The sequence below is a fragment of the Saccharopolyspora karakumensis genome (genome assembly GCF_004349225.1).
GTDB lineage: Bacteria > Actinomycetota > Actinomycetes > Mycobacteriales > Pseudonocardiaceae > Saccharopolyspora > Saccharopolyspora endophytica.
Genome location: NZ_SMLA01000017.1, coordinates 64,853 through 80,287 on the forward strand (window position 1 = coordinate 64,853; position 15,435 = coordinate 80,287).

A 15,435-nucleotide genomic window follows, 5' to 3' on the forward strand; every position below is an offset into this window, starting at 1 on the left:
CCGTGCCGAGGTTTCTGCTCGTGTTCTCGAAGCCTTGACAATATGACAACAAGGGGCACAATCAGGCAACACCAAACAACAACCGGAGGAAAACGGGCATGTACGGGGCGGAGCGCCAGCAGCTGCTGGCGCAGCGGGCACGGCGCGACGGACGCATCGACGTCACCGACGCAGCGGCCGAGTTCGAGGTGGCACCCGAAACGATCCGCCGCGACCTCGCCGCGCTGGAACGGCAAGGACTGCTGCGACGCGTCTACGGCGGAGCCATCGCCATCGACCGGCTCGACTTCGAACCCGAGGTCTCGCTGCGGGACCAGACCAACGCCGAGAAGAAGGAGCGCATCGCCAAGGCCGCCCTGGACCAGGTGCCGGCACGCGGAACCGTGCTGCTCGACGGCGGGACCACCACCGCCAGGCTCGCCGGGCTGCTGCCCGCCGACCGCGAGCTGACCGTGGTCACCAACTCGCTGCCCGCGGCGAACCAGCTGGCCACCAGGAACGGTTTCAACGTGCACCTGCTCGGTGGACGGGTGCGCGGCACGACCCTGGCCACCGTCGAATCCTGGGCCCTGGACGTGCTGCGGCTGCTGACCGTGGACGTCGGTTTCTTCGGCACCAACGGCTTCTCCGCGGCGCGGGGCTGCACCACACCGGACCCCGCCGAATCGGCGGTGAAGTCGGCGATGGTGGCCGCCAGCCGCAAGCGGGTGCTGCTGGCCGACCACAGCAAGTACGGCGACGACCAGTTCAGCCGCTTCGCCGAGCTCTCCGAGATCGACCTGATCATCACCGACGACGGGCTGGACGCCGCCGCCGTCGACGAGCTCGAGGCCACCGAGGCGGAGGTGGTGCTGGCGTGATCGTGACCGTGACCCCCAACCCCAGCCTCGACCGCACCGTTCAGGTCGATCAGGTCACGCCCGGTGCCGTGCACCGCGCGAAGCAGGTGCGCCTCGATCCCGGTGGCAAGGGCGTGAACGTCGCCCGCGCGCTGGCCGCGGCCGGAGTACCCACCCTCGCGGTGCTGCCCTCCGGCGGCGCCGAAGGGGCTCGGCTCGCCGAACTGCTCGCACCCGAAGCCGTCCCGGTCGTCGAGGTCCCGGTGCACGCGCCCACCCGCAGCAACATCGCGGTCGTGGAAGCCGACGGGACCACCAGCAAGTTCAACGAGCCCGGCCCGCGGCTCAGCGAGTCCGAGGTGGCGGCGCTGGAGACCTCGGTGATCGAGTTCGCCGGGCGGGCCGAGTGGTTGGTGACCTGCGGCAGCCTGCCCGACGGATGCCCGCAGGACCTGCACGCCCGCATCGTCGGCTGCGCCCGGGCCGCGGGCACCCGGGTCGCGGTGGACGCCTCCGGGCTCCCCCTCGAACTGGCCTGCCGGGCGGCACCCGATTTGATCAAACCGAACCTCGCCGAACTCGCCGAACTGGCGGGCGACCCGCTGCGCGACCTCGGGGACGTGCTCGACGTCGCCCACCGGTTGCGGGCCGGTGGGGTGGGTACCGTGCTGGTCAGCCTCGGCGGGCTCGGCGCGGTGCTGGTGAGCGGAACCGGCGCGTGGCACGCGACGAGCGACGCCGCCGAGGTGCGCAGCACCGTCGGAGCCGGAGACGCGATGCTCGCCGGATTCCTGCGCGCGAGCGCATCCGGGGCGACGGCGCTGCGCAGCGCCGTCGCCTACGGCACGGCCGCGGTCGGGCTCGCGGGAAGCCGCATGCCCGGCCTGGACGACGTCCACCCGCAGCGGGTGCGGGTGGACTCAGTGGACCCAACAGTGAGCCTCAGCGGAGTGGCTGCATGACTACCGAACTGATCACCCAGAACCTCGTCGAGCTGGAAGTGCCCGGCACCGACCGGAAAGCCGTGGTCCGCGAGCTGGCGCAGCGCCTGGTCGAGGCCGGACGGGTCACCGACCTGGACACCTTCCTGGCCGACATCGACGCCCGCGAGGCGCAGATGCCCACCGGGCTGGAAGGCGGCATCGGCATCCCGCACTGCCGCTCGGCGGCGGTGACCACGCCGTCGCTGGCCTTCGGCCGCAGCAGCGCCGGCGTCGACTTCGGGGCCGAGGACGGCCCCGCCACGCTGATCTTCCTGATCGCCGCACCGGAGGGCGGCGGCGAGGAGCACATGACCGTGCTCGCCGCGCTCGCCCGGCGACTGGTGCGCGCGGAGTTCAAGAAGACGCTCACCGAAGCCACCGATCCGGCGGAGCTGGCCGCCTACATCCGCGAGGAGGTCTCGCCGTGAAGTACGTGGCCATCACCGCCTGCCCGACCGGGATCGCGCACACCTACATGGCGGCCGAAGCGCTCGAACAGGCCGCCAAGGACGCGGGCGACGAGCTCAAGGTCGAGACCCAGGGCTCGGCCGGGTCGACCCCGCTGTCGGCAGAGGACATCCAGGCCGCCGACGCGGTGATCTTCGCCGTGGACGTCGGCGTGCGGGACCGGGAGCGCTTCGCGGGCAAGCCCGTCGTCGAGGTCCCCGTCAAGCAGGCCATCAACGACGCCGCCGCGCTGCTGGAACGAGCCGCGGACGCCGCCCGGCGGCACGTCGCCGAGCCCGGGCGGCCGGCCGATTCCGAACCCGCGCTGGACAGCAAGGTCACCGCGGGAGCCGGGTTCGGCAGCCGGTTGCGGCAGTGGTTGATGACCGGCGTCAGCTACATGATCCCGTTCGTCGCCGCGGGCGGTCTGCTGATCGCGCTGAGCTTCGCGCTCGGCGGGTACCAGATCACCGACGCGCCACCGGTCACCGACCAGTTCGACGCGGGCAGCCTGGTCTCCTGGGCCGCCCTGGCCAACCAGATCGGGTCCGCCGCTTTCGAGTTCCTGGTTCCGGTGCTGGCCGGGTTCATCGCCTTCGCCATCGCCGACCGGCCCGCCATCGCACCCGGTTTCGTCGGCGGCGCCATCGCCGTGACCGTCGGCGCCGGATTCCTCGGCGGACTGGTCGCCGGACTGCTCGCCGGTGCCGTGATCGCCGGGCTCAAGGCGATCAAGGTCCCGCGCGGGCTCGCCGGGATCATGCCCGTCGTGGTGCTGCCGCTGCTCGGCACGCTGGTGGTCGGTGCGCTGATGTTCGTGGTCGTCGGCAAGCCGATCGCGCTGGCCATGACGGCGCTCACCGGCTGGCTCACCGGGCTGTCCGGGGCCAACGCCGCGCTGCTGGGCGCGCTGCTGGGCGCGATGATCGCGTTCGACATGGGCGGGCCCATCAACAAGGTCGCCTACACCTTCGCCGTCGGCGGCCTGAGCATCGGCGGCACGACGTCGCTGGAGATCATGGCCGCGGTGATGGCGGCCGGCATGGTTCCGCCGCTGGCGCTCGCGCTGGCCGCGGCCGTGCGCGGCAGCCTGTTCACCCCGGCGGAGCGGGCCAACGGACGCACCGCGTGGCTGCTCGGCGCCTCGTTCATCACCGAAGGCGCGATCCCCTTCGCCGCGGCCGACCCGCTGCGCATCATCCCGTCCACCGTGATCGGCGCGGCCACCACGGGTGCGCTGTCGATGAGCTTCGGCGCCACGCTGCGCGCCCCGCACGGCGGAATCTTCGTGACGCCGCTGGTGGGCAACCCGCTGCCGTACCTCGCGGCGATCGTGGTCGGCGTCGTGGTCTCCGCCGCCGCGGTGCTGGTGGCCAAGCAGATCGGCCGCCCGTCCGGAGAGCCCGCCGCCGAGTCCACCACCGAGCAGGCCGCCGCAGTCGCCGCCTGAACCCGCGAAGAACCGTTCACCGCACCAACTCCCGAGAGGAACTCCGCATGCAACGCCGCGTCCGCATCGCCGCCTCCGTCGGCCTGCACGCCCGCCCCGCCGCCCTGTTCGCCCAAGCCGCTGCCGCTCAGAACGAATCCGTGCGGATCGCGAAGGTCGTCGACGGCGTGGCCGGTGAACCCGTCGACGCCGCCAGCGTCCTGGGCGTGATGGGCCTCGGCGCGCACCACGGCGAAGAGGTCGAGCTGACCTGCGCCGACGAGACCTCGCTCGACGAGCTCGCCGCGCTGCTGGAGCAGGACCTGGACAAGACGCCGGCCTGACCGGCTCATCGGCCCAGGGCTTTCGAAGGTCAACGGGAACTGGAGCAAAGGAGCGCCAGTGCAGCCACGCCAGCACATCCGAACCGCATTGCCACGTCGCCGATTCCTCGCCGCTACCGGAGCCCTGCTGGGCTGGGGCGCGCTCGGAGGCCTGACCGCGCCCGGTCGGGCCTTCGCGGAGGAGACTCCGCACTGGCGCCCGGCGGTGCGCTTCGCACCCGCCCGCAACTGGATCAACGACCCCAACGGTCTGGTGTTCTTCGAGGGCGAGTACCACCTGTTCTGCCAGCACAACCCGCACGGCGACCAGTGGGGCAACATGTCCTGGGCGCACGCGGTGAGCCCCGACCTGGTGCGCTGGGAGGAGTTACCCGTCGCGCTCGAACCCGATGAGCTCGGCGACATCTTCTCCGGCAGCGCCGTGGTCGACCACCACGACACCAGCGGTTTCTTCGGCGGGCAGCCAGGTCTGGTGGCGATCTACACCAGCGCGGGGGAGAGCCAGCAGCAGAGCATCGCCTACAGCACCGACCGCGGCCGCACCTGGACCAAGCACGCAGGCAACCCGGTGATCCCGAACCCCGGCATCGCGGACTTCCGCGATCCCAAGGTCTTCTGGCACGAGGGGACCGCTCGCTGGATCCTGCTGGTCGCCGCCGGCGACCGCATCCAGGTCCACGGCTCGGCGAACCTCCGGGACTGGGAACTGCTCAGCGAGTTCGGCGCCGACCACGGCTCGCACGGCGGTGTGTGGGAGTGCCCCGACCTGTTCGAGCTGCCCGTGGACGGCGATCCCGCCCGCACCAGGTGGGTTCTCGTCGTCAGCATCAACCCGGGCGGGCCCGCCGGTGGATCGGCGACCCAGTACTTCACCGGCGATTTCGACGGCACCCGGTTCACCGCCGACGGCTCACCCGAGGCGGTTCGCTGGGTCGATCGGGGTGCGGACTTCTACGCTCCGCAGTCGTTCTCCGACGTGCCCGACGGCCGCCGGTTGTGGTTGGGCTGGACCAGCAACTGGAACTACGCCGACAAGATCCCCACCGACCCGTGGCGGGGAATGATGAGCACACCGCGCCGACTGGGCCTCGCCACCGGGGCCGACGGCGGTGTGGTGCTCGTGCAGCAGCCGGTCGAGGAACTCGCCGGAGTCCGCGCCAACCCGCGGGCCTGGAGCGGTCCTCTCACCGAGGGCGGCGGCGCGGAGTTCCGGGGGAGCGCGGTCGACGTCGTCGGCCGGTTCCAGCTCGGTGCGGCCTCGGCCGTGGGCTTGGACGTCTTCGCCGGACCCGGCGGCCGGACCCGGGTCGGCTACGACGTCGCGGCCGGGGAGCTGTTCGTCGACCGGACCGGTGCCGGGAGCGCGCAGGTCAGCGCCGAGTTCCCGGCCCGCCACAGCACCCCGCTGGCCGTCGAGGGTGAGGTCGTCGAGCTGCGGATCATCGCCGACCGCAGCTGCGTCGAGGTGTTCGCCGACGGTGGCCGCGCCGTGCTGACCGACCTGGTGTTCCCAGACGAGGGAAGCGACCGGATCTCCGCCTTCGCCGAGGGCACCGGAGCCCACGCCGAGCTGGAGGTCTTCGATCTCGCCCCGTGACGGCCGCCGGGGGAACCGCCGGGCACGGCTCGGCGGTTCCCCGCGGGCGCGGCACGCCTGGACGGTGCGGTCAGCGTCGTCTTGCTGCGGGATTAGGCTTGGACCATGGCCACTGTCTCGCTGAAGCAGGATCCCGCCGTGCTCGCGGCTCGCCTGACCCGTGCCGCGCAGACCGCAGCAGCGTCCGACCTCGACGCGCTGCTGATCACGCCCGGATCCGACCTGCAGTACCTGCTGGGCGCAGGGGGAGAGTCGCACGAGCGGCTGACCTGCCTGGTGCTGCCGGCCCAGGGCTCACCCGCGCTGGTGGTGCCCAAGCTCGAAGCGCCCGGATACGCCGACGTTCCGCTGGACGACCTCGGCATCGAGGTCGTGACCTGGGTCGACGGTCAGGACTCGCACGGCATGGTGGCCGATCTGCTGGGCACGCCTTCGCGCGTCGCGCTGGCCGACGCGATGCCCGCGCTCCACACCTTGCCGCTGCGCGCCAAGCTGCCCGGCGCCGAGCAGGTGCTGGCCTCCCCGGTGCTGCGCGAGCTGCGGATGCGCAAGGACGCCGCCGAACTGCAGGCGCTGCGCGACGCCGGCGCGGCGATCGACCGCGTGCACGCGCGGATGGCCGAGTTCCTCAAGCCCGGCCGAACCGAAGCCGATGTCGGCGCCGACATCGGCGAGGCCATCCTCGCCGAAGGCCACACCGAGGCCGCCTTCATCATCGTCGGTTCCGCCGCCAACGGCGCCAGCCCGCACCACTCGGTGTCGGACCGCGTCATCGAGCGCGGCGACGTGGTCGTCATCGACATCGGCGGGCCGATCGCCAGCGGTTACAACTCCGACTGCACCCGCACCTACTCCATCGGCGAGCCGGCGCAGGCGGGCGTGCGCGAGACCTACGCGGTGCTGCAGGCCGCGCAGCGGGCCGCCGTGGACGCCGTCCGGCCCGGTGTCACCGCCGAGTCCATCGACGCCGCCGCCCGCGAGCCGATCGCCGCGGCCGGGTTCGGTGAGAACTTCGTGCACCGCACCGGTCACGGCATCGGGCTCGACGTGCACGAGGAGCCCTACATCGTCGGCGGCAACCAGCTGGTCCTGGAACCGGGCATGGTCTTCAGCGTCGAACCCGGCATCTACCAGCAGGGTCAGTGGGGCGCGCGGATCGAGGACATCGTGATCGTCACTGACGACGGTGCGGAGAGCGTGAACAACCAACCGCACGAGCTGGTGGTGCTGCCGGCGTGAGCGAGAGGACAACCGGCCCGGGCGCTCTGGAGAGCACCGACCGGGCGATTCTGCGAGAGCTCGCGCGCGACGGCCGGTGCAGCTTCACCGAGCTGGCCGAGCGCGTCGGGCTGAGCGTCTCGGCCGTGCACCAGCGCGTCCGGCGCTTGGAGCAGCGCGGGGCGCTGCAGGGCTACACGGCCAAAGTGGACGGTGAGCAGATCGGTCTGCCGCTGACCGCGTTCATCTCGCTGACGCCGATCGATCCGGCCGCGCCGGACGACTACCCGCAGCGGCTGCAGCACCTGCCGGAGATCGAGTCCTGCTACTCGGTCGCCGGCGACGAGTCCTACATCCTCCAGGTCCGGGTAGCCTCGCCGCTGGGGCTGGAGGAACTGCTGCGCCAGATCCGCGAAGCCGCCAAGGTCTCGACCCGCACCACCGTCGTGCTGTCGACCCCGTTCGAGAACCGGCCGCCCGCGATCTGAGCGGTCAGCGGTGGGCGTCGGACAGCGGGACGGCGGTGAGGTTCCCGCGCTCGTCCGGCAGGCATGCGGCGCCGGGGTCGGTGGTGGCCATGAACTGGCCGAGGCAGCGGGCCAGCTGGGCGTGACCGGTGGCGTTGGCGTGGAAGGACTCCTGCATCGCGTGCGGTGCGCGCTGCTCGTCCTTCAGCGCCTCCCAGTCGACCGTGAGGCGGGTGAACCACTCGCCGCTCGCGGTCTTGGGGTCACCGGTGCACGCCTCGTGGCCCGCGCCCGCGCGGGAGAGGTCGAGGAACCGGGCGTCCGCCTCGCGCGCCACCTCGGCGAGCCCGGCGGAGAGCTGCGGCACACCGACGTCCCGGATCCAGGCGAGGTCGGCGGGCTGGAACGGGCAGCCGGACAGGCCCTGCAGCTCCGGCCGCACCTCCGGCGCGACCGGGGAGGCGTAGGACTGCATGATCAGCTGGTAGCTGCTGGGCGTGTAGCCGGCGCTGTCCATCGCCGCGCGGATGTCGCGCACCGCCGCCAGCGCCTTCGGCTGCATCCGGTCGATGCGCTCCTCCCACACCCCGTCGTCCAGCCGAGTCGAGCACCCCTCCGGGGCACGGCGCGCCCACGCCTCCACGCACTGGTTGACGACCTCGGAGAAGCCCGGATCGTCGTTCGCGCCGATCTGCACCACCACGCTGGTGATGCGGTAGCGCTGCGCCAACTCCGCCAGGTGCACCGCCTGCGACTTCTCCACGCCCACGAACTCCGGCTCCGCCCGCAGCGACTCGGTGCGGGCGCCCGAGCAGGCCAGGTTGATCCGCGTCACGTCCGGCGGCAGTCGCAGCTGGTTCACCGGGGCGGCGGTTGAGCGGTGGCACCAGTTGTCGCCCTCGCCGTTGGTGCCCGCGACGTAGTTGCCGCCGCCCTCTCCGGACAGCGTTGAGTCACCGACCGTCACCACGGCGGCCGGTAGTTGCTTGGGCTGCATCGGCAGACCCGGGAGGTACTGATCGCTGATCAACACCACGAGTGCCACCAGGCAGCCCGCGAGCAGGAGGATGAGCGATTTCGACTTGTGCGCCCGCATCACCAGGCAGTCTACGAAGTTGTCGGCGACGTCTGATCAGCACCGCCGTGTTGAGCGCCGGTTCCCACGCTCGTGTCGCACGTCGTGCGCGCGGCGGCGGCCTCCGAACGGGGGAGGGCGATGGGGTTCGCGAACCACCGGAGCCGCTGCCTGTGGCCCATTACACGGTGTTGCGACGGTCGCCATCGGAGCGGCCGGGCAGGATCTGAGGTTCGCCCGAAATGTTCTGATGCGGGATGGGAGAATTTTCAGCCTCCCGTTCGTTGGGCGGGGGAGAAGGCTTTACCACTGGAGGTCCTGGGTGCCGATCCTCGTGCTGCTCCTCGTCGCCGGAGTCGCCGAACTCGCCGTGCTGGTCGCGTTGGGTCAGGCGATCGGGTTGCTGCCCACGATCGGCCTGCTGGTGCTGGCCGCGGTCCTGGGCAGCTGGTTGCTGCGCCGGGAGGGCCGCCGCACCCTGGGCGAGGTCCGCGAGGCCGCCCGGATGCGCAGGTCCGCGGACCGCGAGATCTCCGACGGCATGCTCATCGCCGCCGGTGGGCTGCTGATCGTGCTGCCCGGATTCCTCAGCGACATCGCGGGTCTCCTGCTGCTCCTGCCGCCGACCCGGGCGTTGGTGCGCAAGCGCATGATGCGCGCGGCCGAGAAGCGGGCCAAGCAGATGCAGGACCAGGTGTGGCTGCACCAGCAGCGGTTCAACCGCTCCGGCGGCCGTCCGGGCGACTTCATCGACGGCGAGGTCATCGACGAGGACGGCGGTCCCTCCCCCGGGCCCGCCGCGGGCACGCCGATCATCCTTCCTCCGCAGTCGGTGCGCGCGGAACGCCTCGACGAGCCCCCGCAGCGCTGACGCGCTGTGAACGCGCCGATCGGCTGCGGTGAGCCTGAGCTTCGCGTTCGCGCTAAGCGCGACAGGTTCAAGGCCGGGTGTTTAGTGCGGGTAAGCTCGTCAGAACGATCGTTGCCGGGGCGGATCGGGGGCTGAGTTCGATCACGGGATCGGGCGCCTTTGAGCCGCCCGGACGAGAGCGAACTGCGCAGTTGAGCCCCCGGAACGCGGAAAGCACGAAGGACATGCCCGAGACCACGTTGTTGCTCGGCGGCCGAATCCACTCGCCCGCCGACGCCGCCGCCACCGCGATGGCCGTCACCGATGGCGTCATCTCGTGGCTCGGCGCCGACGAGGTCGGCCGTGCGCTGCACCCCGATGCCGAGATCATCGACCTCGAAGGCGCGTTCGTCGCGCCCGCCTTCGTCGACGCCCACGTGCACGCCACCTCCACCGGACTGCTGCTGCGCGGCCTGGACCTGACCGGGTGCGCCTCGCTGACCGAGTTCCTGCACGCGCTGCGCGACCACGTGGCCGAATACCCGGGCGCGCTGGTGTGGGGTCACGGGTGGGACGAGACCTGGTGGCCCGAGCGCCGGCCTCCGACACGCGAGGAGATCGACACCGCCTCCGGTGGTGCCCCGGTCTACCTCTCCCGCATCGACGTGCACTCCGCGCTGGTGTCCAACGCACTGGTCAACCTCGCGCCGCTGGCGCGCAGCGCCGAGGGCTGGAGCGACGAAGGGCCGCTGACCCGCGTCGCCCACCACCACGTGCGCCGCGCCGCCCGCGACGCGCTCGGTTCGGGGCAGCGCAAGGAAGCGCAGCTGGCGTTCCTGCAGCAGGCCGCCGCCCGAGGGGTCGCCTGCGTCCACGAATGCGCCGGACCGGACATCTCCGGGGCGGACGATCTCGTCGAACTGCTGGCGCTGTCCGAACAGGGCGGTGTGCCGGAGGTCGTCGGGTACTGGGGCGAGCTCGGCGCAGTCGAACGCGCCCGCGTCCTCGGTGCCCGGGGGCTGGCCGGTGACCTGTTCGTCGACGGCGCCGTCGGCTCCCGCACCGCAGCGCTGCGCGAGGCCTACACCGACGATCCGGGCACAGCCGGTGTGCTCTACCTCGACGCCGATGCCGTTGCCGAGCACCTGGTGACCTGCACGCGGGCCGGCCTGCAGGCCGGGTTCCACGCCATCGGTGATGCCGGGGTCGCCGAGGTGTGCGCCGGGTTCCGCAAGGCCGCCGAGATCGTGGGCGTGCCCGCGCTGGCGAGCATGCGGCACCGGCTGGAGCACCTGGAGATGATCGACGAGGGTCAGGCCGCCGAGCTCGGTTCCTTCGGCGTGGTCGCGTCGGTGCAGCCGGGTTTCGACGCCTCCTGGGGCGGTACCGGCGACATGTACGCCCGCCGGCTCGGGCTTCCCCGGGGTACCCAGCTCAACCCGTTCTCCCAGCTGGCCGCCAACGGCGTGCTGCTGGCGCTGGGCTCGGACGCACCGGTGACGCCGGTGGACCCGTGGCGTTCCGTGCAGGCCGCGGTCAACCACCGCACCGACGGCTTCGGCATCTCGCCGCGCGCCGCGTTCACCGCGCACACCCGCGGTGGCTGGCGCGCCGCCGGTGTGGACGACGGCGTGACCGGCACGCTGGTGCCCGGTGCTCCCGCCACCTACGCGGTGTGGGACGCCGGTGAGCTCGTGGTGGCCGGGACCGATTCGCGCGTCCAGCGCTGGTCGACCGATCCGCGCTCCGGCGTGCCGCCGCTGCCGGACCTCTCGCCGCAGGCGCCGATGCCGCGCTGCCTGCGCACGGTCCTGCGCGGTAAGACGATCTTCAAGCACAACCCCGAAGACGACGAACTCGTCTGATCCGGGGCGTTGATGGAGTTCCCCGATCTCCCCGTCCGCCCGGTCCTGGGTGAGGTCACCTCCGCGCTGACCGGGCACGGCACCGCCGTTCTCGTCGCGCCACCCGGAACCGGCAAGACCACGCTCGTGCCCTTGGCGCTGGCCGAGGCCGGGCTGCGGGTCGTCGTCGCCGAACCGCGCAGGCTCGCTACTCGCGCCGCGGCCGGCAGGATGGCCGAACTGCTGGGCGAGCAGGTCGGTCGGCGCGTCGGCTACTCGGTGCGCGGCGACAGGCGGCGCGGCAAGGACACGGTCGTCGAGGTGGTGACCTCGGGCTTGCTGGTGCGTCGCCTGCAGGCAGACCCGGAGCTGTCCGGGGTGGACGTGGTCGTGCTCGACGAGTGCCACGAGCGCCACCTGGACGCCGATCTGCTGCTCGCGCTGCTGCTGGACGCCCGCGAGGGGCTGCGCCCCGATCTGAAGGTGCTGGCCACCTCGGCGACCGTGGCCGCCGAACGCGTGGCCGATCTGCTCGACGGTGCACCGGTGCTGCACGCCCGTGCCCGCACGCACCCGGTCGAGGTGACGCACCTGGCGCCGCGGCGCGGGGAGCGGACCGAGTCGGTGGTGTCCCGCGCGACCCGCGCGGCGCTGTCCGAACAGGACGGTGACGTGCTGGTCTTCCTGCCGGGTGCTGGGGAGATCCGCCGCGTCGCCGAGCAGCTCGCCGATCTGTCCGATGTGGACGTCATGCCGCTGCACGGCCGGTTGGCGCACGCCCAGCAGGACAACGCGCTGCGGCAGGGCGACCGGCGACGGGTCGTGCTGGCCACCGCGGTGGCCGAATCCAGCCTGACCGTGCCGGGGGTGCGCGCCGTGGTCGACTCCGGGCTCGCCCGGGTCTCCCGGATGGACACCCGGCGCGGCTTGTCCGGCCTGGCGACGGTGCGCGTGTCGGCCGCCGTCGCCGAGCAGCGCGCCGGTCGAGCCGGTCGGCAGGGCCCCGGTCTGGTGTACCGCTGCTGGCCGGAGCACGAGCACTCGACGCTTCCCGCCTACCCCGAACCGGAGATCCGCACCGCCGAGCTCACCCGGCTGGCGTTGGAACTGGCCTGCTGGGGCACTCCCGACGGCTCGGCGCTGTCGTGGTGGGACGCGCCGCCGGGCGGAGCCCTGGCCGCCGGTCGCGAGGTGCTGCGGGGGCTCGGGGCGCTCGACGAGGCCGGAACCGTCACCGAACGAGGGCGGCGGATGGCCGGGTTCGGCCTGCACCCGCGGCTCGCCCGAGCTCTGCTCGACGGCGCCGACAGCGCGGGCGGCGAACTCGCGGCCGAGGTCGTCGCGCTGCTCGACAACGACGGCCTGACCGGTGATACCGACGTGGCCGGTGCGCTGTCGAAGCTGCGCGGCGGTGGTCCCGGCGCGAAGCGGTGGCGCGAGGAGGCCCGCAGGCTCGCGACCCAGGTGCCCGGCACGCCGCGTCGCGGCGGGGGCGAGGCGTTGGTGGTGGCGCTGGCCCAGCCGGAGCGGTTGGCGAGGCGTCGCGGTGAGGACTCGGCCACCTACCTGATGGCCTCGGGCACGGCCGTCGAGCTACCGGCGGGCTCCGGGCTGCGCGGTTCGGAATGGCTCGCGGTGGCCGTTGCCGACCGCTCTCCCGGGCGTTCCGCCGGGGTCGTCCGGCTCGCCGCGAGCGCGGACGAGGAACTCGCTCGCCGCGCCGCACCGGCACTGCTCAGCAGCGACGACGAGATCGCCTGGGCGGACGGGGACGTGCGCGCGGTGCGCGTGGACCGACTCGGCGCGATCGCGCTGGCCACCCGGCCGCTGCGCGACCCCGATCCGGCGCGCGTCCGCGAGGCGCTGCTCGACGGGCTGCGGGCGGAATCCCTCGGTCTCCTCCGCTGGAGCGACGACGCCCACCGGTTGCGGCAGCGCCTGGCCTTCCTGCACGGGGCTCTCGGCGAGCCCTGGCCGGCCACCGACGACGAATCCCTGCTCGCGGTGGCCGACCAGTGGCTGGAACCGGAGCTCTCCCAGGCGCGTCGACGTGCGGACCTGCGGCTGACCGCCGCGGAGGCGCTGCGGCGGCTGATCCCGTGGTCGCAGGCCGGCCGCTTGGACCAGCTGGCTCCCGATCGCATCGAAGTGCCCACCGGATCGCACATCCGGGTCGACTACAGCGCCGAACAACCCGCCCTGCCCGTCAAGCTGCAGGAGGTCTTCGGGTGGCGGCAGGCGCCGCGCATCGCCGACGGGGCGGTTCCGGTGGTGCTGCACCTGCTGTCGCCCGCTGGGCGCCCGGCCGCGGTCACCGGCGACCTCGAGTCGTTCTGGCAGAGCGGTTATCCGCAGGTCCGGGCGGAGCTTCGCGGCCGCTACCCGAAGCACCCGTGGCCCGAAGACCCCACCGACGCGACGCCGACGCGCGGCACGAACCGCCGCCGATGAGCTCGTCCGGGTGCTTCCGAGGGGCGAGAACGGTGCTTTGACCGGGCGTGAACGCCGCCCTATGTTTGCTCCGCCAGGCCGTTCTTCCCGGGTGGTGCCCGGGCGAGACCCGAGGCCGGAACCGCTGCGGAGGGGACGACGTGAGCGAGCACGAAGGCATCGGCACCTGGATCACCCGCCGCGCACTGATGACACCGGGCCGCACCGCCGTGGTGTTCGGCGAGCGGGCGCTGACCTACGCGGAGCTGGCGGACCGGGTCGCGCGGCTGGCGAACCGGTTGCGCGCCGTCGGGGTGCGTCCCGGGAGCCGGGTCGCCTACCTCGGAACCAACCATCCCTCGTTCGTCGAGACGATGTTCGCCACCCACCAGCTCGGCGCGATCCTCGTGCCCCTGAACTTCCGCCTGGCGCCGCCAGAAATCGCCTACATGCTCGAGGACTCCGGTTCCGAGGTGCTGGTCTACGGTCCCGGAGCGCGCGAGGTGGTGCGCTCGATCGCCGACCCGCCGGGCGTGGTGGTCGCGCTGGAGGATCCCGAAGGCGGAGAGCTCGACTACGAGACGTGGTTGAACGAGGGCGATACCGCGCCTGCGGACGTGCAGGTCAGCGGCGAGGAGATCGCGCTGATCCTCTACACCTCCGGCACCACCGGGCGCCCCAAGGGCGCCATGCTCAGCCACGCCAACCTGGTGTGGAACGCCTACAACCTGCTGGTGTGCGTGGACATCACCAGCGAGGAGCGAACGCTGGTCAGCGCTCCGCTGTTCCACGTGGCCGCGCTCGACCAGTGCCTGCTGCCGACGCTGCTCAAGGGCGGGTGCGCGGTGATCACGCCGGGCTGGGACGTGGAGCGGGCCTTCGACCTGATCGAGCGGAGGCGGATCACGCTGCTGTTCGGAGTGACCACCATGTTCGCCGGGATGGCCGCCTCTCCCCGGTGGGCGGAGGCGGACCTGTCCTCGGTGCGGACGGTGATGACCGGTGGTGCAGCGGTGCCGGAGACGCTCATCCGCACCTTCCAGGAACGCGGCCTGGTGTTCTGCCAGGGGTACGGGATGACCGAAACAGCGCCGGGCGCAACCTTCCTGGAGGCGAGCGAGAGCACGCGGAAGGTCGGTTCGGCAGGCGTGCCGACCATGTTCACCAGCGTCCGCGTGGTGCGCGACGACGGCAGCGACACGGCGCCGGGCGAACCGGGCGAGGTGCTGATCAAGGGACCCAACGTGAGCCCGGGTTACTGGCGCAAGCCCGAGGCCACCGCGGCATCGCGCACCGATGACGGGTGGTTCCGCTCCGGGGACGTGGCGAAGCTGGACGACGAGGGCCATCTCCACGTCGTGGACAGGGTCAAGGACATGTTCATCTCCGGTGGCGAGAACGTGTATCCCGCCGAGGTGGAGAACGCGATCTTCGCCCACCCCTCGGTGATCGAGGTGGCGGTGATCGGGGTCCCCGACCCCACGTGGGGAGAGGTCGGGTGCGCGTACGTGGTGTGCGAGCCGGGTGGCGGGCTGACGTGGGACGAACTGCGGGAGTTCCTGACCCCGGGACTGGCGAACTACAAGATCCCGCGGGAACTCCGCGTCGTGGACGGATTGCCGAAGACGGGTTCGGGGAAGGTGCGGAAAGCACGGCTGCGCTCCTCTCGTGGTGCGTGAAACGGTGTGCGATGAGCGGTGACGGTCGTCCTCGCTCGTCCCCGGAGCGGTCCGGGCGTTGATTTCCCACTGTGGAGTTGTCAAGGAACAGGTTCGCTTCGAACTGGTGTGCCCATTGTGCCGTGCGGTCGAACAACAATGCGACCGAAAATCGACGCACGATCAGGTGGATCCGATCGCTACTCCGCGAAACCTGGTGCAAAACGCGCGGTTGAGTGACCACGATGGACGAA

At 72.1% G+C, this 15,435-nt stretch carries 13 protein-coding genes; 12 read left to right on the top strand and 1 reads right to left on the bottom strand.

All coding sequences use genetic code 11. The features are described 5' to 3' along the window. Nucleotides 1-98: 98 nt before the first annotated feature. The 8 genes from E1202_RS14055 to E1202_RS14090 all read left to right on the top strand — a co-directional run bounded on the left by E1202_RS14055 (nt 99) and on the right by E1202_RS14090 (nt 7,345). Nucleotides 99-860, top strand: a complete 762-nt coding sequence (locus E1202_RS14055) for a DeoR/GlpR family DNA-binding transcription regulator (protein WP_132683497.1) — start codon at nt 99-101, stop codon at nt 858-860. Beyond that, nucleotides 857-1,801 carry a 1-phosphofructokinase gene (pfkB, locus tag E1202_RS14060; protein ID WP_132683498.1) on the top strand — a complete coding sequence of 315 codons (945 nt, stop codon included), beginning with the start codon at nt 857-859 and terminating at the stop codon, nt 1,799-1,801. The genes E1202_RS14055 and pfkB overlap by 4 nt, the downstream gene beginning before the upstream one ends. After that, nucleotides 1,798-2,250, top strand: a complete 453-nt coding sequence (locus tag E1202_RS14065) for a PTS sugar transporter subunit IIA (protein ID WP_132683499.1) — start codon at nt 1,798-1,800, stop codon at nt 2,248-2,250. The genes pfkB and E1202_RS14065 overlap by 4 nt, the downstream gene beginning before the upstream one ends. After that, the gene (locus E1202_RS14070) at nt 2,247-3,719 is read left to right on the top strand and encodes a PTS fructose transporter subunit IIC (RefSeq protein WP_132683500.1); all 1,473 of its coding nucleotides are present in this window, start codon (nt 2,247-2,249) and stop codon (nt 3,717-3,719) included. Before E1202_RS14065 ends, E1202_RS14070 begins: the two co-directional genes overlap by 4 nt. 47 nt (nt 3,720-3,766) lie before the next feature. Next, nucleotides 3,767-4,042 (top strand): HPr family phosphocarrier protein, encoded by a 276-nt coding sequence (locus E1202_RS14075; RefSeq protein WP_132683501.1) that lies wholly within the window; start codon nt 3,767-3,769, stop codon nt 4,040-4,042. Between the two features lie 58 nt (nt 4,043-4,100). After that, complete coding sequence (locus E1202_RS14080; protein ID WP_132683502.1) at nt 4,101-5,639, top strand: glycoside hydrolase family 32 protein; 1,539 nt, start codon at nt 4,101-4,103, stop codon at nt 5,637-5,639. Nucleotides 5,640-5,744: 105 nt separating this feature from the next. Beyond that, nucleotides 5,745-6,878 (top strand): M24 family metallopeptidase, encoded by a 1,134-nt coding sequence (locus tag E1202_RS14085; RefSeq protein WP_132683503.1) that lies wholly within the window; start codon nt 5,745-5,747, stop codon nt 6,876-6,878. Further along, nucleotides 6,875-7,345 carry an Lrp/AsnC family transcriptional regulator gene (locus E1202_RS14090; protein ID WP_235878333.1) on the top strand — a complete coding sequence of 157 codons (471 nt, stop codon included), beginning with the start codon at nt 6,875-6,877 and terminating at the stop codon, nt 7,343-7,345. The genes E1202_RS14085 and E1202_RS14090 overlap by 4 nt, the downstream gene beginning before the upstream one ends. Before the next feature lie 4 nt (nt 7,346-7,349). Here the strand turns inward: E1202_RS14090 and E1202_RS14095 are convergent, their stop codons facing one another. Continuing rightward, nucleotides 7,350-8,420, bottom strand: coding sequence for a GDSL-type esterase/lipase family protein (locus tag E1202_RS14095; protein WP_132683504.1), 1,071 nt, complete (start codon nt 8,418-8,420; stop codon nt 7,350-7,352). A gap of 301 nt (nt 8,421-8,721) precedes the next feature. Between E1202_RS14095 and E1202_RS14100 the strand changes: the two genes are divergently transcribed. From E1202_RS14100 to E1202_RS14115, 4 genes are all read left to right on the top strand, one after another. Continuing rightward, nucleotides 8,722-9,270, top strand: a complete 549-nt coding sequence (locus E1202_RS14100) for an FxsA family protein (RefSeq protein ID WP_132683505.1) — start codon at nt 8,722-8,724, stop codon at nt 9,268-9,270. A 224-nt stretch (nt 9,271-9,494) separates the two neighbouring features. After that, on the top strand, nt 9,495-11,114 hold the full coding sequence (locus E1202_RS14105) for an amidohydrolase (protein WP_132683506.1): 1,620 nt from the start codon (nt 9,495-9,497) through the stop codon (nt 11,112-11,114). Between the two features lie 12 nt (nt 11,115-11,126). After that, nucleotides 11,127-13,544 carry an ATP-dependent helicase HrpB gene (gene hrpB / locus E1202_RS14110; RefSeq protein WP_207918624.1) on the top strand — a complete coding sequence of 806 codons (2,418 nt, stop codon included), beginning with the start codon at nt 11,127-11,129 and terminating at the stop codon, nt 13,542-13,544. 140 nt (nt 13,545-13,684) lie between these two features. Beyond that, the gene (locus tag E1202_RS14115) at nt 13,685-15,202 is read left to right on the top strand and encodes an acyl-CoA synthetase (protein WP_132683508.1); all 1,518 of its coding nucleotides are present in this window, start codon (nt 13,685-13,687) and stop codon (nt 15,200-15,202) included. Nucleotides 15,203-15,435 lie beyond the last annotated feature (233 nt).

Excerpts from the sequence above, each read along its gene's own strand:
- E1202_RS14055 (WP_132683497.1), top strand. The coding sequence starts at position 99 with ATGTACGGGGCGGAGCGCCAGCAGCTGCTGGCGCAGCGGGCACGGCGC.
- E1202_RS14065 (WP_132683499.1), top strand. The coding sequence starts at position 1,798 with ATGACTACCGAACTGATCACCCAGAACCTCGTCGAGCTGGAAGTGCCC.
- E1202_RS14075 (WP_132683501.1), top strand. The coding sequence starts at position 3,767 with ATGCAACGCCGCGTCCGCATCGCCGCCTCCGTCGGCCTGCACGCCCGC.
- E1202_RS14085 (WP_132683503.1), top strand. The coding sequence starts at position 5,745 with ATGGCCACTGTCTCGCTGAAGCAGGATCCCGCCGTGCTCGCGGCTCGC.
- E1202_RS14095 (WP_132683504.1), bottom strand. The coding sequence starts at position 8,420 with ATGCGGGCGCACAAGTCGAAATCGCTCATCCTCCTGCTCGCGGGCTGC.
- E1202_RS14105 (WP_132683506.1), top strand. The coding sequence starts at position 9,495 with ATGCCCGAGACCACGTTGTTGCTCGGCGGCCGAATCCACTCGCCCGCC.
- hrpB (WP_207918624.1), top strand. The coding sequence starts at position 11,127 with ATGGAGTTCCCCGATCTCCCCGTCCGCCCGGTCCTGGGTGAGGTCACC.